The organism is Cytobacillus sp. FSL W8-0315 (assembly GCF_038002905.1).
GTDB lineage: Bacteria > Bacillota > Bacilli > Bacillales > Cytobacillaceae > Cytobacillus > Cytobacillus pseudoceanisediminis.
In genome coordinates, this window is sequence record NZ_JBBOOC010000002.1 from 212,857 (window position 1) to 233,391 (window position 20,535).

21 protein-coding genes are annotated in these 20,535 nt (G+C 35.7%); 10 read left to right on the top strand and 11 right to left on the bottom strand.

Annotated features, from left to right (window positions below; translation table 11 throughout):
• Nucleotides 1-123 precede the first annotated feature (123 nt).
• Nucleotides 124-1,482: an IS1182 family transposase gene (locus MKY20_RS24835; RefSeq protein WP_009336124.1), complete on the top strand. Its 1,359-nt coding sequence runs from the start codon at nucleotides 124-126 to the stop codon at nucleotides 1,480-1,482.
• A gap of 633 nt (nucleotides 1,483-2,115) precedes the next feature.
• Nucleotides 2,116-2,565 (top strand): hypothetical protein, encoded by a 450-nt coding sequence (locus tag MKY20_RS24840; RefSeq protein ID WP_009336123.1) that lies wholly within the window; start codon nucleotides 2,116-2,118, stop codon nucleotides 2,563-2,565.
• Nucleotides 2,566-2,759: 194 nt separating this feature from the next.
• Here the strand turns inward: MKY20_RS24840 and MKY20_RS24845 are convergent, their stop codons facing one another.
• The 4 genes from MKY20_RS24845 to MKY20_RS24860 form a co-directional block, all read right to left on the bottom strand.
• Entirely contained in the window at nucleotides 2,760-3,932 is a 1,173-nt protein-coding gene (locus MKY20_RS24845; protein WP_341003587.1) for a DUF3854 domain-containing protein, read from the bottom strand.
• 114 nt (nucleotides 3,933-4,046) lie between these two features.
• A complete protein-coding gene (locus MKY20_RS24850; protein WP_009336119.1) occupies nucleotides 4,047-4,349 on the bottom strand; it encodes a DUF4258 domain-containing protein in 303 nt (100 codons plus the stop codon).
• A gap of 182 nt (nucleotides 4,350-4,531) precedes the next feature.
• Nucleotides 4,532-6,013 (bottom strand): hypothetical protein, encoded by a 1,482-nt coding sequence (locus tag MKY20_RS24855; protein ID WP_009336118.1) that lies wholly within the window; start codon nucleotides 6,011-6,013, stop codon nucleotides 4,532-4,534.
• The gene (locus MKY20_RS24860; protein ID WP_009336117.1) at nucleotides 5,985-6,230 is read right to left on the bottom strand and encodes a helix-turn-helix domain-containing protein; all 246 of its coding nucleotides are present in this window, start codon (nucleotides 6,228-6,230) and stop codon (nucleotides 5,985-5,987) included. Before MKY20_RS24860 ends, MKY20_RS24855 begins: the two co-directional genes overlap by 29 nt.
• Nucleotides 6,231-6,681: 451 nt before the next feature.
• Here MKY20_RS24860 and MKY20_RS24865 point away from each other — a divergent pair, with 451 nt between their 5' ends.
• From MKY20_RS24865 to MKY20_RS24900, 8 genes are all read left to right on the top strand, one after another.
• Nucleotides 6,682-7,305, top strand: a complete 624-nt coding sequence (locus MKY20_RS24865) for a Rad52/Rad22 family DNA repair protein (protein ID WP_198286745.1) — start codon at nucleotides 6,682-6,684, stop codon at nucleotides 7,303-7,305.
• Nucleotides 7,302-7,709, top strand: a complete 408-nt coding sequence (locus MKY20_RS24870) for a hypothetical protein (RefSeq protein ID WP_009336115.1) — start codon at nucleotides 7,302-7,304, stop codon at nucleotides 7,707-7,709. Before MKY20_RS24865 ends, MKY20_RS24870 begins: the two co-directional genes overlap by 4 nt.
• Before the next feature lie 85 nt (nucleotides 7,710-7,794).
• Nucleotides 7,795-8,919 (top strand): DNA polymerase III subunit beta, encoded by a 1,125-nt coding sequence (dnaN, locus tag MKY20_RS24875; RefSeq protein ID WP_009336114.1) that lies wholly within the window; start codon nucleotides 7,795-7,797, stop codon nucleotides 8,917-8,919.
• A gap of 44 nt (nucleotides 8,920-8,963) precedes the next feature.
• Entirely contained in the window at nucleotides 8,964-9,308 is a 345-nt protein-coding gene (locus tag MKY20_RS24880; protein WP_009336113.1) for a hypothetical protein, read from the top strand.
• A 12-nt stretch (nucleotides 9,309-9,320) separates the two neighbouring features.
• A complete protein-coding gene (locus MKY20_RS24885; protein WP_009336112.1) occupies nucleotides 9,321-9,863 on the top strand; it encodes a hypothetical protein in 543 nt (180 codons plus the stop codon).
• Nucleotides 9,838-10,545: a hypothetical protein gene (locus tag MKY20_RS24890; RefSeq protein WP_009336111.1), complete on the top strand. Its 708-nt coding sequence runs from the start codon at nucleotides 9,838-9,840 to the stop codon at nucleotides 10,543-10,545. Before MKY20_RS24885 ends, MKY20_RS24890 begins: the two co-directional genes overlap by 26 nt.
• Nucleotides 10,546-10,570: 25 nt before the next feature.
• Nucleotides 10,571-11,569: a hypothetical protein gene (locus MKY20_RS24895; RefSeq protein ID WP_009336110.1), complete on the top strand. Its 999-nt coding sequence runs from the start codon at nucleotides 10,571-10,573 to the stop codon at nucleotides 11,567-11,569.
• A gap of 1 nt (nucleotide 11,570) precedes the next feature.
• Nucleotides 11,571-12,416 carry a ThiF family adenylyltransferase gene (locus MKY20_RS24900; RefSeq protein WP_009336109.1) on the top strand — a complete coding sequence of 282 codons (846 nt, stop codon included), beginning with the start codon at nucleotides 11,571-11,573 and terminating at the stop codon, nucleotides 12,414-12,416.
• A gap of 106 nt (nucleotides 12,417-12,522) precedes the next feature.
• Here MKY20_RS24900 and MKY20_RS24905 read toward each other — a convergent pair whose 3' ends face one another.
• From MKY20_RS24905 to MKY20_RS24935, 7 genes are all read right to left on the bottom strand, one after another.
• Nucleotides 12,523-13,374 carry a hypothetical protein gene (locus tag MKY20_RS24905; protein WP_009336108.1) on the bottom strand — a complete coding sequence of 284 codons (852 nt, stop codon included), beginning with the start codon at nucleotides 13,372-13,374 and terminating at the stop codon, nucleotides 12,523-12,525.
• 21 nt (nucleotides 13,375-13,395) lie between these two features.
• Nucleotides 13,396-14,025 (bottom strand): hypothetical protein, encoded by a 630-nt coding sequence (locus tag MKY20_RS24910; protein WP_009336107.1) that lies wholly within the window; start codon nucleotides 14,023-14,025, stop codon nucleotides 13,396-13,398.
• Nucleotides 14,022-14,708, bottom strand: a complete 687-nt coding sequence (locus tag MKY20_RS24915; protein WP_232292564.1) for a hypothetical protein — start codon at nucleotides 14,706-14,708, stop codon at nucleotides 14,022-14,024. The genes MKY20_RS24910 and MKY20_RS24915 overlap by 4 nt, the downstream gene beginning before the upstream one ends.
• A 23-nt stretch (nucleotides 14,709-14,731) precedes the next feature.
• Nucleotides 14,732-15,604 (bottom strand): tyrosine-type recombinase/integrase, encoded by an 873-nt coding sequence (locus MKY20_RS24920; RefSeq protein WP_019379635.1) that lies wholly within the window; start codon nucleotides 15,602-15,604, stop codon nucleotides 14,732-14,734.
• A gap of 516 nt (nucleotides 15,605-16,120) precedes the next feature.
• Nucleotides 16,121-17,035, bottom strand: coding sequence for a hypothetical protein (locus MKY20_RS24925; RefSeq protein ID WP_009336104.1), 915 nt, complete (start codon nucleotides 17,033-17,035; stop codon nucleotides 16,121-16,123).
• Nucleotides 17,036-17,750: 715 nt separating this feature from the next.
• Nucleotides 17,751-19,106 carry a cell division protein FtsZ gene (locus tag MKY20_RS24930; RefSeq protein ID WP_113885130.1) on the bottom strand — a complete coding sequence of 452 codons (1,356 nt, stop codon included), beginning with the start codon at nucleotides 19,104-19,106 and terminating at the stop codon, nucleotides 17,751-17,753.
• Nucleotides 19,103-19,444: a hypothetical protein gene (locus tag MKY20_RS24935; RefSeq protein ID WP_009336102.1), complete on the bottom strand. Its 342-nt coding sequence runs from the start codon at nucleotides 19,442-19,444 to the stop codon at nucleotides 19,103-19,105. The genes MKY20_RS24930 and MKY20_RS24935 overlap by 4 nt, the downstream gene beginning before the upstream one ends.
• Nucleotides 19,445-20,535 lie beyond the last annotated feature (1,091 nt).

Below are 20,535 nucleotides of genomic sequence, written 5' to 3' on the forward strand. Positions count from 1 at the left end.
TCTAAATGTAGTAAAGCCCTTCTTAAGGGCTTTCAGACTGTCGACAAACTCGATGAAAATCGTGCTTGTCTGCAGTCTTTTTTATTTTAAAATAGAGGTAATACAATGCTTGAGGTGATTTAAATGCTTTCAAAACATAATCCAATTCAACGGGATCAAATTGAAATGGTTGCTTTAGACGAACTTGTACCGGCGGACCATTTGGTCCGCAAAATTGAAGCGGCGATTAATTTCTCATTCATCTATGACTTGGTAAAAGATAAGTATTCAGAAAAAGGCCGCCCAAGTATTGACCCTGTAATATTAATTAAACTCACATTTATTCAATATACCTTCGGTATTCGCTCCATGCGTCAAACAATTGAAGAATTGAAAACGAATATGGCTTATCGGTGGTTTCTAGGTTATGGATTCCACGATAAAGTTCCTCACTTCTCAACTTTCGGTAAAAACTATGAACGCCGATTTAAAGACACCGATCTCTTTGAACAGATATTTTACCGAATCTTAAAAACTGCAGCTGAAAAGAATTTAATTAGTGCTGAACACGTTTTTGTAGATTCTACGCATGTAAAAGCCAGTGCAAATAAGCGAAAATTTGCAAAGAAGGTTGTTCGAAAAGAAACACGTGCCTATCAAGAACGCCTTCAAGAGGAGATTAACCAAGACCGTGAGGATCATGGAAAAAAGCCGTTTCCTCCAGATAAGTTTGATAAGGAAGAATACAAAGAAATTAAAGAGAGTACAACGGATCCAGAGAGTGGCTACTATGTAAAAGATGAGCGTACAAAACAGTTCGCCTATTCTTTTCATGCGGCCGCAGACCGCAACGGCTTCGTGCTAGGCACAATTGTAACCCCGGGTAATACGCATGATAGTCATATTTTAGAGCCATTGGTTGAACAAGTCATCGAGAAAGTTAGTAAACCAGAAGCTGTTGCGGCAGACGCAGCTTATAAAACACCTGCCATCACGAGCTATTTATTGAAAAACGATATCACACCTGCTTTACCTTACACCCGGCCTCGCACAAAAGAGGGTTATTTCAGAAAACATGAGTATGTTTATGATGAGCATTTTGACTGTTACATTTGCCCGGCTGGTGAGATATTAAAATATACAACGACTACAAAGGAAGGGTACCGTCAATATAAATCAGATCAGAGAATTTGTGCCGGGTGCTCTTTCTTGTCTCAATGCACACAGAGTCAAGCACATCAAAAACTAATTCAACGTCATGTGTGGGAGGAACATGTAGAAGAAGCAGATCATCTTCGCCACCATCAAGACGTCAAACCGATCTATGAGAAACGCAAAGAAACAATTGAACGTGTATTCGCAGATGCAAAAGAAAAGCATGGCATGCGTTGGACAACCCTAAGGGGACTTAAAAAATTGTCGATGCAGGCGATGCTTACTTTCGCTGCCATGAATTTGAAGAAGATGGCCACCTGGACTTGGAAAGGTCCAGAAATGGCCTAAATGATAACCTCGGAGAGGTCTGCAATTCTCTGTTATTGCATAATGTCCCACAAAAAAGCAAAAAAAGGGTTCTGAATGAGACTATTCCGAACCCTTTTTGTCTTATTCGATTAAGCATGGCCCTATGCTCTGGCATGAAATGAGCTGGCTGCCATTTAATTTTTCCTCTGTCACGGATCATCTATTCTCATCTCCTTATAACAACAATTATACAAACATTTGTTCTTAAATCAACTTGAAAACGAACATTGGTTCCCTTATTATTATGTGAAAAGGAGCTGATAATACATGAACTGCTAAAATTTCTCAAGGGAAAATAAAATACCCATTGAACTATTAGGCTTACCCACATATTGAAAAGAATCTTACGACAGAGGACAGAATTCAATTTACCCTATTTCCATAAGAGACGGATACCTTTGAAAGAAATTTATTCTGAACAATATGAATTCCCTAGCCTAATTTTTAAAGATGAGCTTGAAAATGGGTAAACAATTGGAAGTCATACATTGAAGAAAATAAAGAGAAGTACGTTTCAAAGAAAAAGGAGAGAACCTCATAATAAATTTTACAGTTTGGTAGGTCTTTTCCTCTTCAATATGGAAATAATAGTGAAAGAAGAGGAGGGAGTCCATGACGACTAAAATTGAAGATATTCTTGTTAGCGTCAATTACGATGAGTATCGCCCCGGCATGAAAATCTATTTTTTGGAAAATTATCAAGGGTACAAAGAGGGTGACACCGCAATCATTAAATCCATGAGCGGTTTTGATGGCAGCACTTATACTCACCCAAGGAGCGGCGGTTGTTTCTTTATTACTGATAATAATAAAAAAGTGGAATGGGGAAACAGAATTCGAATATGCTGTTTAATTGAACAGGATCCAACGACCGTATTTTTACAAAGCATGTACTCTAAATACGAACAGAAAGCTGAAAGGATGAAAGAAGAAGCAAAAGCTGAAGATCCGGATTGGTTCAATAAAGATCGTTTTGATGAATATATCGCTGAGAAGTATGATACTCTAGACGAGATTTTGCTTGCTTATAAATACAAACGACTAGGATTTAATTATAAATGAGGGGGCGTCCAGATGGGTGCTCTTTTTTGTTTATATAGAAAATAGATAACAACATTCAAGACAGCCACAGAAAGATATAATCAGATTACTAAATTGACGAAGCAGGTTCTTGCTTGTTTATTTGGTGAAGTAAATAAGAAAAGTCCCCTGAGAACTCACTCAACGGACTTTCATATCTTTAAAATTATATTAATTTAGAATAATTTTTTTATGTGGGGTAAGCGATTTTTGATAAATAAGTCATCAATTCCCTTAGCTTCATCCTCATTCCATAAAACGAGGTTTGCTCTATAGCCTTCTTCTTTTAGACCTTTAGCACATTCCATTAAGTGTTTCTTTACATATACATTGGAAACGGCATCTGCATCAAAGCAAATATTTACTTGTTCCACACCCATTTCCTTTAATACAGGAAGGGCTAGGCGCCATGCTCCTGCTCCCGGAAGTGCTAAGAAGATATCACCTATATCATCAATTTCTAATGGATCATATAGTTTCCCAATACAATCTGATGCTATGTCGCATTTTAAAGGACCTTCAGATAACCATACAGTTCTTGCTTTTAGACTAACCCCTTCTTTCCATTCCTTTAACTTAGAAGTAGGTACTGCAACATGAATGGGGGCTGGATTACCTGAACCTGTTCCTTCTGGTTTCTTTGCTGAACTAAGCCAGAAATAACGGTTTCCTTTTACTACTCGAACCCATCCTTTAACTTCATTTTCATGTACAATGGTTGTCCATGTTTTTTTAGATTTAATCTCTTCCTCTAAGATGATTTCACCATCAAAAGAGACCTGCACAAGATCTGGTTGCTCTATAATCCGGGCTTTAAGACCAGGGCGATTAACTTTTACTTCAACCACATTTTGAGGATTATCTATTCGGTACTGGAAACCGACAATTTCATTATAGTGATTTCGAAAAGGTATCAAAATGCCCTTGCTGCCGGCAATAGTCCAGTACTTTTCTTCTTGTAGATAAAAACCAGGGATTCCTTTAAAATGTTTAATTTCCAAACCTTCTTTCAACAATCTCGCTACCTCCCAAGGCTTATCTGGAAAGCTGCGGTATTGCCTTAGCATAACTTGCTTATCAGCTAGCTGTCTTGAAGGAGAAGTTAAGTGTTTGTAATGTACATCATCAAGTTCTAAGCATTCTATTAATGCACTATAAACAGTATTAAGGACTTTATCTTTTTGCTTGGGGTGTCCTACATGAATTTCTTCGATTTCCTCTTTGTTAATCTTTCGCTTATTATCCCCTTTAAGTAGGTGAAGGTAGCTAGGTAAAGCCGAATTTTTTGAAAAATAAGTGTCACTTTCAGTTCGGATACAAGCTACCGCTGAACCATCAACGTGAGCCATACAACCACCTGTCTTACCACAAATTACACATGGGGTTCGATAGTATTCATACCAATCTTTGACTCTAGTTTGCCTCATTAATTTCATAATTCGTAACAACCTTTCTTATAGTTCTTAAGCTCTACACACACAATCCTTATATCGGAAATGATCAATTGGCGGCATGACTGTTACAAGCTTAAAAATAAAATGCGAATGTTTAGCGATGACCACAACAATCGGGTTATCATCCATATCTCTCCCGGCTATTACAACCTTAGATGCCCCTTGTCTTTCAATGATTTCTCCATTAAATAAAGCTGAAACAATGTCTCCTTTAGAGTACCCTCGCTTTTTAAGTCTTTTCTTAGTGTGTGTCCCTATTAAAATTTTTCCTTTTCCAGTCATTAAGACTTTTTTAATTTCCTTTAAATTCATTTTTTTCCACCTCCATTGAATAAAAAAAGCGGCCAATGGAAAGAAGAGAGAGCATCAAAAAGAAAGCTCTTGCTTCGATCCAAAGACCGCTAAATTGATAAATTACCGCTTATCTCATAAAAGATAGCCAAGAAATAATAAAAGAAAATAGATTACTATCAGTTTAGCACCTACATGAAGAATCAATCAACAGCATCTAATAACTTTCTTTTTATTTTCATCCAGAAGGTTGGTCGGTATATTTTATCAAATTCTTTCCCCACAAACCCTCTAGCTATTTTAATAAATGGCGGTATGAGCTTTTGAGCTGCAATTATGTCAGCAATCAATGGTTTTCTCTCATGGTTATTTGCCATTACCCTGTCAAACATGGAAGGTAAAGCTGTGATGAGCTCCAAGTCTAATAATTCTGCTACGTCCTTTGGCCGGCTATGAGTACCAGTGCGGCTATGAATCAATTTAACTGGCTTTTTATACTCCTTAATGAGTGTATTGTGTATGAAATTTTTCCATTCTTTAGTTCGGTCAAACTGGTCATCAGCAATTACCCAAATTTCGTCGAGGTATGGAAGTGTATTTAAAGTGGAATCATCCATCTTTCCGGTAGGCAAATCCACTAATACATAAGCATTTTCTTTAACTGAAATAAAAAAATCTAAAATTAGATCCTGGTTTCGATCAATATCAAAATCATTTAAGCCTACCGGGAACCATTTGACGCCTTTATAAATCCATAAAGAGTTATTATTGCCATTGTCATTGGAGTAAAGGTTTTCCGTTAGTGAAATCCAATTGTCTGGCTTTGAACCAAACCGGTGTAACATCTTAAACAAGTGAGGATTCTCTTTTGGGATCTCCACAACTGATATAGGAACACCATGTTGCTGAAGGAATATGGCATAATCCACAATGAAGGTTGTGGCCCCTGCTGTTAAAGGTGCCCAAATGCCTACAGTCTTTTCTGTACTGAGATTTACGCCATTTAATTTTCTACCGAAATCATGAGCCTTTGTAGGTGAAGAAATGTATATTTTCTTCCTCTTTTTTTGTGAAGCTGATGAGTTGTCATGTTCTTGATTAGGTGCTGCCTTTTTAGATTCCGGACTTGGCGTTTTACTTAGGGATTTACTATTGATCTTTTCTGAGTTTTTTTCTAGATCGTTTTCTTTTGGAGGAATTTTAGAGTTTGTATTATCCTTTTCCTTCGAGAATTCTGGAGGTGATTTGTCTATGGATTTTTCCTGATTATCACTCTTCTTAACGTCATTTTCAGCTGTTTCATTAGCAATTTCTTTCTTTATCGGCTTATCATTGAATGGTTCCATTACTGTTCTATCTATTCCTAAGTGGCCAATAGGTGAATCATAGATGGCCATTCTTGTATCATTTGTACTTCTGCATAGAACTATGTTTTTATTTGTAACGTTTATACTTTTATCATAGTCGATTACAATGAGTTGACCCTCTAATTTAATGGTTTCTAAAATATGTTGATCCAGAAAGTCACTTAGAGTGATACATGCTAAAAATGGGTTGCTTATTGCCTCTAAAACTTCCTCCTTGGAAGATAGCTTATGTACATCTACAAAGGGAAGCAATCCTTTAATTGTACTTCTGATTTCTCCATCTTCTTTATCAGAAACTGCTAAATATATCTTTTTCATGAATCTCTTTCTCCCGCTTCAGATAATCGTTAATCCGAACTCTAAGTTGGGGAGAGAATGGTACCTCGCCCCTTTCAATCTGTCCAAGATAACTTGTACTAATTCCCATCCCCTTTGCAAACTGATATTGGGATAAGGCCATTCGTTTTCGGAGAATTAACAATCGTTCTACGTCATCTTCTATTTCAATTTCATTAAATGTATCAACTGTTAGCATTTATTTAACTGTTCTCCCCTCTTTATAGATTCAAATAAAAAAGACCGCTAAACACACCTTTAACAAAAGGCTGTTTGAGCGGTCATCGCTTTAAGTAAATTAAATTATAGAAATATTATAGCACATCGGGAAGCATTTTAAAGGGTAAAAACACCACAATAGCACAATCCTGGAAGTTTATTATTGTTAATTAAATGATAAAATTGTATAATTTTTTCAGGAACTTTTTTTATTTTTTTATTTTTTGGCAGCCATAATTTGGTTAGCGGATACTCTATTAAACTTACAACCTTTGGGTTGATGGAATTCAAGTAAGCATTATGTGCTTATTTGTAACTATCAAACTCAGAGGTTTTTTTGCATTAATGGAGCAAAAAATAAGTGGTGGAAAAGTTCTAAGAAACTTTAAGGGGCTGTTGTTGTGAAGAAAGATTGTAGCATGGAGGAAGTTATGCAAAAGCTGCAAGCGCCTTTTCCCTCAAAGGATATCGAATGGCGTGTCAGTCGAAGTGGTCAAAGCAATGGTAAAAAATATGCCTTTGTCTTAGCTTATGTCACAAATCGAGCAATTCAAAATCGATTAGATGAAGTATTCGGACCGGCTGGATGGCAAAATGATTTTTCTGATTTTATGCAAGGAGTCCTTTGTACAATCTCATGTTATGTAGATGGCGAATGGATAAAAAAATCAGATGGAGCAGAGCAAACTCAGTTTGAATCATTGAAAGGTGGCCTTTCAAGTGCAATGAAAAGAGCTGCAGTTCAGTGGGGTATTGGAAGATATTTGTATAGATTGGAAGAGAATTACGTACAAGTTTTTGATAATAAACGTGATGGATCCAACTATATAAACGACAAGAAAACTAATGTTAAGGGTTATTGGATGCCACCAAAGCTTCCAGATTGGGCTTTGCCTGCTGATGAGAAAGGAAATTGTAGAAATGCTTCACAAGATCCTCAAAATAAGCCTGAAAAGCAATACCAAAGAGAAAATAGCCAAGCTCAGCAGAGCAATCAAAATGACTCTGTACTGAAAAAACTGGGAAACAACCTCCGAAAGGAACTAAACAAATGAATCAAAAGGGCGAATTTGACCGCTCTCGTTGTTTAAAGGTAATTGGTGAGTATTTAGAAACTACGGGCCTGAAGGAACAACCGCAATTTATCATTCCGCTGTTCAAAAAGGTGACCCAAAATTCTACTTGCAAGTCACTACAAAATATTCTTGATAAAGCAACAGAAGAGGAACTTAGAGCATTTTATGGTGTTTTGAGGCCGGTTAATGACCTGGTTCTTATCACAAATAATTATAAAGTTGCTTTAAGTGATTCTTTAAGATATGTACAAATTCTTCTTCCTAATGTGAAGATTGAGAGTTTGTTTAGTTGCTTTATACATCTAACGAAGGATCATGTTAAAGAAATCGCTACATTTATTAAAGAGGACCTTCAAAATGGAAATTTAACTAAAATCGCTTAATTGAGGAGTGGCACTAAAGAAGATTTTTCTATCTTTCTTTTGGTGCTTTTTTATTTATACAAAAACAACTCATGGAGGAATAACAATGCATATTAAAATTAACCATTCTGTGTTGTCTGATGCTTTAAAAAAGGTAGAGAAGGTAGTAAACGCCAAACACAATATCCCTATATTACAAGGAATTTACATGGAAGCTACTAATGAAGAACTTATCTTTATAGGTTCTGACAGTAATGAATCATTCCGCTTTCACGTACCTGTTGAGGGTGAAAACGTTGAGGTATATGAGCCAGGGAAAACGGTATTGCCTAAACAAGTGACCGAAACCGTAAAAAGATTCAAGAAGGACATTACCTTAAAGCTTGATGGTTTTACTCTCCTTCTGCAATCAGGCCGGTCTAAGTTTAATTTGAATACGTTTGACCCTGAAGAGTTTCCAAAGTTACCCGACTTTGCTATTGAAGAATCTACCCTGTTCTTAAAGGGCACTGATCTTAGCAATCTAATCAAGAAAACGGGATTTGCTGCGGCTGATTCTGAAATACGCCCTATATTAACCGGTGTATGCCTAGACCTTTCTGGAGATTGTATGCAAATGGTTTGTACCGATTCTCACCGGTTGGGTAAAGTCCAGGTGAGAAACACTTCAGATAGGGATTTAAAGTTTGTTATTCCTGCGAAATCGCTTGATAAGCTGAATAAAACATTTGATTTACAGGAGGATGTCCATATCTATTGTGAATCAGAAAACCAGCTCATCTTTAGAAGTGGTTCCTTGGTGTTCTATTGTCGTTTGTTAGAAGGCACCTACCCTGATACTTCCCGTCTCATTCCGCAAGATTTTAAAGCGGAAATGAAGATTAATCGGAAAGTGTTCCTGGATGAAATTGAAATAATCCGCGGGATTGCTAATAATGCAGACAATGGACAAGGAGGAGTAATTAAACTTCATGTAAACGGAGCAGCAACTATTTCTTCTTATACCGCTCAAACAGGCAAAGGTGAATCGGTTGTAGATTATGAGTCTTTAGAAGGCGAAGATAATTTCACGATTAGCTTTTCGGGAAAATACATTGTTGATGCTTTAAAAGCCATCGATGACGAATTCATAAGTTTCAAGTTCAACGGAGAAATGAGACCTTTCTTGTTAACTCCATGTGAATCTGAGTATGAAGAGCTTCAGCTGGTCTTACCAGTTAGAACACAGTAAGGAGCGGAGAGTTATCTCCCTCCTTTTCTAATGGGGGAATTAATTTGAAGATTGACTTTCATAAAGTAGAAAAACTTTTGGAGCCTTATAAGCAAATTAAAAAGCAAACCTCTGAAAAGAAAGAGGAAGGAGTAGCCAAAGTCATTCAATATGTATGGAATCATACTCCTACCAAAAAGGTGGATTTTGATTCTTTTAATCTAAACGGAGGTCTTAGAGCTTTTTATGAGTTTTATTTCCTCCCCCACTACGATGATGAAATGACACAGGCAGATTTAGTCGCTATTAAAGACAATCTATGGGAGATTAACGCTGCCTGGGATGACTTGATCTATTCATTAACCAAATGTAATAACAAGGTTTATGAGAATGAAGATGATTTCATTTAAGGAGGAATTGGCATGAGAATGTTATTAGATGCAGAAGAAAAATACGCTTACGATGAATCAATAAGCAATTTTCTTACATTAAAGATTTGGCACGATTTAGGGGTTAATGTGAAAGAATTTCCGGATTACATTGTGTATCCAGGTGGTTATGATGGTTCATCTTTCGAGATTCTAGAAGCTGGATTAAAAGCACTTTATCCAACATTCAGACAGCTAGATTATGAAGATGAACACAAACTAGAAACCATTGCTAAAGAATCTAATATTTCTTCTACTCCTGAGCGGCTATATTTATTAAACAATGATAAGGTTCAAAAGCTACTAGATACGGGTGAGATAGATAAGCTAAAAAAGCCATTATCCAAACTTTACGGAGATCTTACTGAATTTGATATGAGTTTCCATAAGGAATATGGATTGGTCTTGGCAATTTATTTTACAAGTGTATTTTTTGAAGCGGCTGAGGCAGTGGCTAGAATTACTAAATTAGTAGAGGATTTATATATACAAATTGAGGGTGTGACAGATAATGGATTATGTTATCAAGCTATCTGACAAAATTGATGACTATGAAGGTTATGTAGAGGTTCTGCGATTATCTGACCGTTTTGATGGAAAGACAGAAAGCTTGGACAAGATGGTGAAAATAGAAAACCGTATCATCCAGGATTTATATAAAATTACTCTATCAGATTTAATCCGGATCTTATCGGAATCTAGTGCAGGTGGAGAAAACATTTCAACTCCTATTTTACCGCAAAATTGCATAAAGCATGTATGGGTGAATCGAGCTGCTAAACAGCATGAAGTATACATTGAGATACCGAAAAGGCGGTGGGATATTACCTATCATTCTCAGGCTTTTGAGAAGGTGGGATTCCCAAGGATGATTTTTAAATACTCAGTGTCTGACACTAAAGTAATCCTATCTAACATTGTAGCAGTGCAAGAGCAAGGGATACTAACTGATGAAACCCCTTTATTTCTGTTTCCTTTTTCAAATGTGAACATAGATACAAAGGTATGTATGGGTGGAAATGAACTCCCTCCTATTAAAACTCTATCTCAGTTAAGTACTTTTCATAATATCTTTTTTGCGGCACCGTTCGGGGATGACTATGGGTCAAAGACGTCTAATGGAAAAACAATACGAGAGCTTTTTACCGTACTTAAGGACAACGATTTTAACGATGAATGGCTTGTTCCTTTAAAAGAGTCTATACTTGGAAATTTTTAAAAAAACTAATTGGAGGAAATAAACAATGACAAAGGTAGAACAAACTGATATTTTTAGCATGTTTGATATTGAGGATGAGGCAGTAATTAAGCTTGAAGCTGCAAAAGCAGCCGCCGTAAAAAAGCGAGAAGAACAAATCGAAAAAAAATTAAGGAAATCAAATGAGGAAAAGAAAGAGGCCAAAGCTTCTACACCAGCTGCTCCAAAAAAGGATCCATTTAAAGTCCTGGTTGATACCATTGTTCGCTATGCGGGTATGGACTTGCCAGTTACCAACTATTTCTCAATAGAAGAGCTAGAAAATGGACTTCCGACTAAAAAGAAGAAAAAAGATGATGATGGAGAAGAATCAGCATTTGAGCCGATTTCTGAAAATGCTCTCAGAAAGAAATTAGAAGATGACTTTCCTGAGCTTGTGGCCAACTTTACTCAACTTGTATACATTGAGAAGAAAAACATTATTGTACCCGTACTTTCTGCAAAGAAGAAAGGTATGGTGGATTGTAAGGAGACCTCTGCATCTGCAGAGGTTTCTTCCTGTTCAAAGAAAAAGAAAATTCCCTTTCACATATTGGCTGATTTTATCGTAGTAGCCAAAGATTTTTCTAGTAAGTTTGGAACGGAGGTTCATGCCGACATCTACCTTGACAGAGACAAAGGAACATTTATCTTAGATTTTCCCAAGCAAGTGGTTAATTCTGTGCTTTGCTCAATCGATGATGATAATGCGTGGCTTTATGTTGAGAAATACGGTGATAGAAACTTAATGAAAATTATGGAGATCCACTCTCATCATGTAATGCCGGCTATCCCCTCTCCAGTGGATGATGCTAACGAAAGGTCCCCTATCCTTTATGCCATAGTTGGCCGCCTGGATAAATTTTTTCCGGACTTAATCGTCAGAACATTTAACAAGGAGACTCAAAAACACTTTAATATTAATCCCTTTAATGTTTTTGAAAACCCGGTATTTGATGACTATGCGACTTATCTTAGTGATATCTCAAATGTGGAGGTTGAGTAATATGCCGAAAATATCTGTGGATTTTACAAAAGGCAAACGACTTTTCACTCATATTGTGCTAGTTGGAGCGGGAGGTAATGGAGGTTATGTCATTCAGCAAGTAGCTCAAATGCTCAATATTTTTGATATGTGGGGCAAAATGGTGATTGCTGATTATGACCATTATGAAGAAAAGAACCTAGCTAACCAGCTTTGTTTACGCCAAGATTTAGGAAGGAACAAAGCGGAAGTATTAGCTAAACGTTATCGCTCAGCTTACCAGGTAAACATTGAAACATATAGCGCTAGTTATATTGAGAATGTTGAAACCTTAGACAATTTATTTAATACAGACTATGAAGGTTGTCATGGCTGGAGTACATCATATGTACCAATCTTAATCTCTTGTGTTGATAACAATTTCTCTAGAAGGGTATTCCATGAATACTTTGAAAAAGTAGATAACCTATTATATATCGATATTGGGAATGAGGAAGTCCAGGTTCCCAATGACTTCCGTATCCGGTCAAAAGATGCCTGGACAGAAGAAGAGTTGGAAACTTATGAACGATCAGGCTTTACGGGTCAATTGGTATGTGGCCTTAAAATTAATGGGAATGTAATTTCTGAGCCAGTTGCTTCTGTATTTCCTGATATTTTAGAAGACCAGGATCAAATTGCCCCGTCCGAACTTTCATGTACTGAACTTGCTGCTTCTAATCCGCAGAGAGTGATAACTAATCGTTACTCAGCTCTAGCAGCATCCACAGTATTGAATGAAATATTCGAATTAGGAACAGTATCTACCCATAAGATATTTTATCATTCTAAGAAAGGATATATGAGAAGTGAGCCGATAACTCAATAAAATAAATTAATTTTTATAAGACCATCATTTTTTAGATGGTCTTTTGTGTACTTCGAAAAGAAGATATGTAAAGACCAAGCAGAGGCAATCTGCTTGGTCTTGTTTATTAGTTGTATTGAAAGAAACTGTCTACTTGAGCTAAGTTAACTGTAAGTTTATCTGTATCAAGAGTATTCATAACAACTGCTCTAGTAACTATTTGATCTAAAAGATTGTCCTGCTCTAAATCAGTTAGGCTAGTTTTTATTGAGATATTCAGGAAAAGACCTTTTTCGCTATCCCCGATATCAACAGCCAAAACTGTTACTTCTCCTATTTTGTCTAATCCTCTATAATCTGAATTTATAATCTCCCAAACTTCACTTAAACTATTTACTGCAGTTAAACTAAGATAGTTCTGAGGATTAATAAAGGTAATGTCATCTAGAGAAGCCATAATGCCTTTGTGTTGAGACTTATAAAAATGTATACCTCTTTTATTAGCCTCGTCTTTAAAAGCCCATAATGCCCCTAAACAAGCCGTATTTAAGGATATATCCATCAGGGTAGGGTAAACACCCTCATATTCAATTACCATCCATTTGATCAACTCTCTAAGGCTATCCATGGTTATTACTTCTTCTAGGTTATTATTTGAGCCGACTCGGAGCATATCGGGGATTTGTTGCGCTATTACCCCTTCTGCTTGTTTAAACCAATCATCCTCAAAGTTCGATTCGCTGTTTTGCATTAATTCCATTGCCATAAAGTAACCATTAAATATTTGTGATTGAATTCCTGCAAATAGCATATTCTCCATTTTCTCTACTTTGTCATGCTGCACGTATTGTAATAATCTATTTTTATAGAACTCATAGATTGTTGCTAAATCAATATTGAACTCTTGATTATTCTGTTGGTGGGCTTTTAATTTCTTTTGTGTGTATTCATAAATATTAATCTCAGTGGTTTGTGTCATCTAAATTCTCCTTTGTAAGTATTATGAAGCATTATCCTGAACTTCATATGGAGGTGAAGGACTATCATCAGCATATTTCCAAACTCCATTTTCCTTTTGAATTATAGATATAAAATACTCCTCCCCGTTTGTTGTTAAAACCTTACGATAAAAACTCCCTTCATTTTTAAGCCGGTTAAAAGTAACATTTGTTAATGTGTAGCTTTCGCCATTAATATTTTGTTTTAGATACAGGTCCTGTAATGAAGAAAATACAGTTACAGCATCATCCTTAGAAGGTAAAGATTCCTTTACTGACTCAGTTCCATATTGTAAAAGGAATTCATAATAGTTTTCCGGAGAAAGTTGCACTGTGTAGAATTTATACAATGCGTCTGCGACAAATTTTGAAAACTCTGCAGCATCCTTATACTCTTCTAAATTTTTGTAGTCTAGATTTTCAACTTCTTTTAAGGTATCTAACTCATTTTCATAGACTACCTCATTAACTGGTCTCTCTTGTTCTTCTTTTTCTTTGCTATCCTTAAGTTCACCTTGCTTCTTTTCTTCTTTTAGAGCTTCAATTCTTTTTGATTCTTTATCGAATAAACCACCGCATCCAGTTAACAGCAAAGAACTAGATAGAATTAGAGAAATAGCTTTAACTTTCATCTTAAGATCCCTTCTGTCAAAAGCTTCTTTTCTTTAGTAGTAAGATAATTTATTAGTTCTGCGCTATGTAAAGCAGAGATGTCACTCACTGCAGATGTGACAAGTTTAGGTATATCTGTTATTTTCATTTGGTTATTGCTAGGTGTTACTGGCACTTTTAAATGCTTTTCTAAACAATATGAAAGAGTTTTAAGATGATCTCTATCAATACTGGTTGGTAGTGATATGCTTTCTAATTTTCTAATTCCAAATAAGTTGATGCAGACAATAATCGATTTTAAAGTAATCAAGCCTGGATCTAAGGTTAAGCTAAATATCTTCGAATTATCTTTGTACCATTGGTCCTTCAAAGTTTTTAAAATTGGATGTGAATGTATACTAAGCTGTTCTTTTTTACTATTAATTTCAATATAGTTACTAATCTGCTCATTCTTAAGAACTTCCGATAAGTATAAAGATTTTTGTTTGTTAAAAGGTATAGATAATACATCATTGGAATTATTGAAATTAAAATCTCCTTCTCCTATTAAGACTGCTTTGGAGAAATCTAATAGGTTTCTAGCAACTTGCTTATCTTCCAACGCTACAGCTCCTTTCCCATAAAAAAAAGCACTCCAGAATAAAACCATCTCCAATAAAAGATAGTTTTTCTGGGTGCTTCCCATTGTTGTTTTTGTTTCCACAATTATACACTTAATTTTGAAGCCTATTCAAGTTCTTTTTGGGTATAGGTTCCTTCGACTATCTGTTTCAGATAGTATGATGCAGTATTTTCTTCAATTCCTAATTCGGCGGCTATGAGCTGGATTGGTACTTTTTTAGAATAAAGATCAAATGCGATAGCTCTTCGAATTATAGTAAGAGTTAAAGCTGGAGATCCTTCAGGGAGGTAATCACGAGATATTGCTCTTAAATGACTTTGCATGGACATTACCTGTATAGGTCCAGTTACGTTCTCTCCGTGATGTTTTGTCGTAAATACATACTCGCTGCCATTAAAAAAAGTGGAGTAAAAGTACTCATGGAAGTACGCCACTTCAGATCCCTGGAGGGTAATGGTTCTATTTTTCAATTGAATTTCAACTATATCTTTATTTGCGTTATCTTTAACTTTATCCTTGGTAAATCCAAACTCAGCCATCTTTAAGCCTTTAGTGGCCAATAAAAACAATACTTTTCTAAGCGGCGAATATTCATCATTAAGCAGAACTAGATCAAGCACTTTTAGAATTTCGTGAAATTGAATGTGCACAGTTGGCTTTTCTTTTACAACAAACCTCTTGATTTTGACTGCAGGATCAACACTTAAAGGTACTTTGTCAGTTTCCCAAAAATAGTTAAACATAGTCTTTAAAATGGCAAGTTCTTTATTTATTGTCGAGATACTTTTTTCTCTTATATCACGTTGATACTCTAAGTATTTGATTATGTCTGAAGAGGTAATTTGAAAAGGTTCCTTATTCTCCGGATATTTATCTTTAATAAAGGCAAAAAATTGGTTTATAACCTTTTCGTAGCTATTTACTGTTTCCTCACTATACCCTTTATTTTCGATATGCTTAATAAATCCGTAAGGCATTCATTCTCCCCTCCTAATATCAGACCTTTATATTTCCTATATTATACTAGATTATATGTTCGTATCTTCCTTAAAAACTAAAATACTGCCAATTTTAAGTGGTTTTTTGTTGTAATTTACTACCGCAAGTTTTAGACTCACCTTAACTACTCAGCGGTTTTGAAACCTAACTTTTTTAGAGTTCAGTTGTACCCTGTATTTTATTTATTTTTCAAACCAAGAACGCAGCTAAGGTTTAACAAAAACCCATTAGAAATACAATAATAATGACTAAAAAAAGCTCATCCCAGTAAATATTTACTGAATGAGCTTTAATAGCTTTAGGAGATATTGAACTTACCAATTAATGATTGTCCTGGCGATAGCTGCTAGCAGAGTTACTGCGGTTGCAGCTACCACCACTTTATCAATTGTTCTTACTGTTTTCTCTTTAAAATAATATGTTAACACTCTGCCCCACCCCTTATGAACAACTTTAGTAAGCCCATTATAAAACATATGTTCGGAAATTTCAATCTATTTCATATTTGCACTTAATAGTTTTTTGTCATCTACATCAGTATCGAGCTGCATATTCGAAAAAGATTCACGCTCTTGCTGTAATAACGTATTTACTTTCCTCTTTTCCTCTTGAAGTGTTTCTATTTCTTTTCTTGCTATATTGATCTTCTCTTTAATTTCTTGATCCATTTTTTCTTTTAGCTTTGTTTCTACATCCTTGTTAATTTGCTCAACATCAATAATATCAGGTTTCTTAAAAAGCCCTAAAAAAGAAGGTTTTTGAATACTTTTTTTCAATGAGGTTGATAGCAGCTGCGTTTGTTTTTCTTCTAAGTACTTCATATAAGCATCTGTCTTGATTTGGTCTATCTCAACTTCTTTTCTCTCTAGTTTTCTCTCAATATCAGAAATATCTTTTTCGTACTTAAGTATGTTCAGCATTTTACTCTGGAATCCTAGATTTCGCTCCATAGTTGATAAACGTTCTTCATAATTATTCTGCAGCTGATCGCTATACTCTTGAAGATCGGTACTTTCACGTTGAACCCTCTTTACATTCCCTCCCATGGAAACACCAGGTTGCATTCCTAGCTCAGCAAGAAGATCCACAGAAGTTTTAGAGGCCTTGTCCATTAATACAAATATTAAATGTAAACGAAATACACTTTTATAATTTAACCTGTAAAACTTCCCGAACTTTTCAGGTTGAATGTACTCGATTAGATCTGAACGAAAATGATTTCTAATTGTAGAGTCAGACCGTTCAATAATACGACCTGCCTCAACAGTGCTATATGTCATGTCTTTATGCATTGATTGAATACCCATTGTGAACACGCTGTCCTCTAATCCATTCAAAACAGCCATTCTGTATATAGGATCATTTTCAAATTCTTTCATAAGCAGTTCTTTCATATCTAAGCTTTCCACACAATCACCTCCAGTACTGTAGATTTCTACAATCATTTATAAGAAATATTACACTTAATAAATCCATAAATCAACTCAAAACGTTGATATATTAGGCGTTAACAAGCTCCGAACGATTCGCAGCGCTTGCGATATTTGCCACAAACGAACATCAGCGCGAACGCTACCTTACGAAATTTAATAAATCAATAACGTAATTGAATCAAACGCATATGTATGAATCTATCGTTTTCGTAATTGAATTATAAAGAGCGCTATTTAACGTTACAAGAACGGTAACGCTACATATCGTTTGTGCTTAATAGCGCTTGATTTATAAGGGTTCTTGTTTTGTTGTTTGCGTTTGATCGAGAATGAATGATGAAACATCGTCCGTGTTATATTGAGTGAAGATGATTTTTGTGAATTACTGGGTTTTTATCCAGGTTAAGAGCTTTTTTTGCGTCTTGGATCCAGCACAAGTCTTTTCTTTGAATTTCAAAGCGAACCAAACATAACTTAAGGGCATTCTTTGATTTTAACTTATAGTAATAACCGTATTAGTAAGGTAAAAATAATTTTATATGTACCGCAATTGAGGTTGCTAATTATGGTACACATATATAACGTTGATATACGAGGGATTGATGGTTTACGGTCCTTTTAGGTACATAAAAGGGGTACACAAAGTTTGGAGGAATAAATACAAAAAAACAAGCCTAGAAGGCTTGTCTTTTTAAAAATCAATATCATTCAAATCGGCAACTTTAGCTTTCTTTGGCTTATTCTCATTATCCTCAAATTCTAGATCATCTAAAGTCATCTTTTTCCGTCGGACTGTAGTGTTTCCAGAAGAAAAGAAGTCATCAAATTCATCTAACCCTAGTGCTGAAGAAGCTTGTTTCTTAGCTTCCTCTTGTTCTTTTTCTAACTGTTCCCACTGCGATAATTCTTCTCTTAACTGTTGAATTCTTACAGAGGGAGAAGGGTAAACGGCAAGGCCATATAAAGTAAGGTTTTCCAATTTGCTATTTTTAGATATTGATAAGTTTACTTTGGTATCAAGCAAGTCAGAAGTATATCTGAAAACATCATCTGCAATCTTAGGTGAAATATTCTTCGAAGAAGGATATAGAACTGCTACAGCACCAGCCACTGCATTTTGAACTTTATAAGTAGCCAGTACTTCATTGTTATTAAATAGATTTCCTATAACAGATTCGATATTTTCATCATTTCTCAGTTCCTTGTGCTTCGATATAGATAGCCAGCCTGGAGTTGATAAGGTAGTAAGTAGTTCCGTTTTATCAAATACGGACCGTCCATCTAAAAGAGGTAGAGATGAAATCTCTGCCAAAGCACTTGCGATCACCATATTGCTATAGGATTTAGCATCAATTTCAAGGCCTCCGTATGTTTTGAGAGGGCTATTTGCGTAATAGTCTTTCATTTTTTCATTATCAATAACTACAGCAGCACCCATTTTGTTTTCATTCATAAGCTGCTGAATTACACTAATACCAGCAAGAGCGTTCCTTCTAAATGCAGAACCTCTTTCGTCAGAAGAAGGCAGGGAGCAAATAACACCTAAAGGAATTTTCCCGCCTGGTAGGGCTCTGTTTTCTCTAACTTTTGACAGGTAAGCTAATGCTACTTTTAGCGCTCCATTACCAGTCCCGCCGCCTAAACTAACACATACCCAAACGAACTCTGAGTCCTGTACTGCATCGTCAAGTGCGACCTTTTTATATAAGTCTGCATTTTCTTTAGCGATTTCAAATCCAAGCTGTGCATTTTTATCTGTACCTTCAAGTTCAGGAAAGTCTTTACTGGAAGTTACAATCCTATGAGTTTCCGGAATTAAATTTTTATGTTCTTCCATATCTGATTTTGATGAATTGAGTAAGAAAGTTGGATAACCAAACCTTGATAATTCAGCAGCGATTCGGCCACCACCTTGTCCAAGACCAATAATTGCTTGTGAAGGATAACGATCCATTTCAGATTTTAGTTCATCAGATAGTAAATGTGGGGATAGCAGCGCTTTAATTGCACCTAACTTTTCATTTTCTCCAAAAGCCTTAATCATCATATGTGTTGCTCCTTCCTTAACTTTTCTTCATAAAGTAGTTGGGCTAATTGTTTGCCTCTTACTGTAACAAAATAGGGAGTCGCGGTTCCGTCTTCTTTTTTCTCAACGAACCCTTGAGCTTCAAGAGTCAAAAAAGCGGAATCATACTTCTTTCGTTTGCTATGAAAGTTATCTAACCTAGTCTTAACAAGGCCTCTATGTATCTTGTTTTCTTTCACGACCTGTCTAAATACGTCAATAGTAAAGTCATCTAGCTTTTTTCTAAGGAATCGCAGTGTGTCATTATCGTATTCCAGTTCATCTAAGTCCCTGAAACTCTTAGCTTCAAGTTCACTCATTCCTTCACCACCTTATGAACCTTAAAAGACCTCTTTTGTGTACCTTTAAGGAACATTATAGAAAACAAGCCAAATAAATGCAATATATATATACTTTATTATCTCAAATAAATGTACTTTCCTTCCATCCTTGTGTACCTTAATTGTGGTACACAATATAAATCTCAGACAGCTTGATTCCTGAAAAAACCTGCCCTCCAATGACGCTCGATGTGTACCGCAATTGTGTACCTTAATTATGAACCTTAAAATTTACATAATAAAGTCCCCCATATTTCATTTTCGTATCATTAAATTCAATTTAGTTCTGTTTAAAAAGGGAAGAATGAACATCTTCGATCACAATTCAAATTCATTCAACTTACATATTTACCGTTGTCTAGCAATCATTCAGGTTCATTCAAGCTCATGTAGTAGCATTATCATTAAAATAAATTTTTTTAAGTAAAAACAGCAAATTGTTTTATACGATTACTGGAATACGGAGTATTAAGTGCCGGGGAGCCATTGCCAGAAGGAAAATGATTGTAGGAGATTGTCTGTAGTGGGGAGGTCTCGAAAGGATTCCTAACTATCTTTTACATAGGGGTATTCACTTTTTCATTCAATCCATGATTTTATATTTAGTCCTCAAGATATAACAAAATCAGTAAAGTTCCGCTTACCAGTGGAAAGGTTGTGGTGGAAAGATTATCGTTCCACCAAAAGTTTTCCACCATGGTACACCAATAATAGTACTTTGAAGTCTTGGTATTATAGTAAATACGGGTTCCAAAGCAAGTGTGAGTTCTTACCGTATTTTCACCCCGTTTAAGTTAAAGGATTGAGACTGAATTCTATTGATTTTACAACATCGATTCGCACCCTAAAATATAGCTATTTCATAACAAAAATTATTAAGTATGAAGGTCACGATTCTTTGTATATCCCTGTATAATCATTCGCTAGATATCACGATATTTTATTGCCAGCCCTTATATAAAATGGTATACTCAGGTCGAAATTTCATATCTAAAGGGACGACCCTGGACTCACTAAGCTTAGGCTTGGTTTGTTCGGGGTCTTTTTTTATCTCATAGAAAGGAGGCTAT

Bases quoted from the DNA above. Each gene is read 5' to 3' on its own strand.
- MKY20_RS24870 (WP_009336115.1), top strand. From the start codon at position 7,302: ATGAATCAAAAGGGCGAATTTGACCGCTCTCGTTGTTTAAAGGTAATT.
- MKY20_RS24840 (WP_009336123.1), top strand. From the start codon at position 2,116: ATGACGACTAAAATTGAAGATATTCTTGTTAGCGTCAATTACGATGAG.
- MKY20_RS24900 (WP_009336109.1), top strand. From the start codon at position 11,571: ATGCCGAAAATATCTGTGGATTTTACAAAAGGCAAACGACTTTTCACT.
- MKY20_RS24835 (WP_009336124.1), top strand. From the start codon at position 124: ATGCTTTCAAAACATAATCCAATTCAACGGGATCAAATTGAAATGGTT.
- MKY20_RS24920 (WP_019379635.1), bottom strand. From the start codon at position 15,604: ATGCCTTACGGATTTATTAAGCATATCGAAAATAAAGGGTATAGTGAG.
- MKY20_RS24850 (WP_009336119.1), bottom strand. From the start codon at position 4,349: ATGAATTTAAAGGAAATTAAAAAAGTCTTAATGACTGGAAAAGGAAAA.
- MKY20_RS24935 (WP_009336102.1), bottom strand. From the start codon at position 19,444: ATGAGTGAACTTGAAGCTAAGAGTTTCAGGGACTTAGATGAACTGGAA.
- MKY20_RS24865 (WP_198286745.1), top strand. From the start codon at position 6,682: ATGCAAAAGCTGCAAGCGCCTTTTCCCTCAAAGGATATCGAATGGCGT.
- MKY20_RS24905 (WP_009336108.1), bottom strand. From the start codon at position 13,374: ATGACACAAACCACTGAGATTAATATTTATGAATACACACAAAAGAAA.
- MKY20_RS24910 (WP_009336107.1), bottom strand. From the start codon at position 14,025: ATGAAAGTTAAAGCTATTTCTCTAATTCTATCTAGTTCTTTGCTGTTA.
- MKY20_RS24930 (WP_113885130.1), bottom strand. From the start codon at position 19,106: ATGATGATTAAGGCTTTTGGAGAAAATGAAAAGTTAGGTGCAATTAAA.
- MKY20_RS24860 (WP_009336117.1), bottom strand. From the start codon at position 6,230: ATGCTAACAGTTGATACATTTAATGAAATTGAAATAGAAGATGACGTA.
- MKY20_RS24855 (WP_009336118.1), bottom strand. From the start codon at position 6,013: ATGAAAAAGATATATTTAGCAGTTTCTGATAAAGAAGATGGAGAAATC.
- MKY20_RS24845 (WP_341003587.1), bottom strand. From the start codon at position 3,932: ATGGCTCACGTTGATGGTTCAGCGGTAGCTTGTATCCGAACTGAAAGT.
- MKY20_RS24890 (WP_009336111.1), top strand. From the start codon at position 9,838: ATGGATTATGTTATCAAGCTATCTGACAAAATTGATGACTATGAAGGT.
- MKY20_RS24885 (WP_009336112.1), top strand. From the start codon at position 9,321: ATGAGAATGTTATTAGATGCAGAAGAAAAATACGCTTACGATGAATCA.
- MKY20_RS24895 (WP_009336110.1), top strand. From the start codon at position 10,571: ATGACAAAGGTAGAACAAACTGATATTTTTAGCATGTTTGATATTGAG.
- dnaN (WP_009336114.1), top strand. From the start codon at position 7,795: ATGCATATTAAAATTAACCATTCTGTGTTGTCTGATGCTTTAAAAAAG.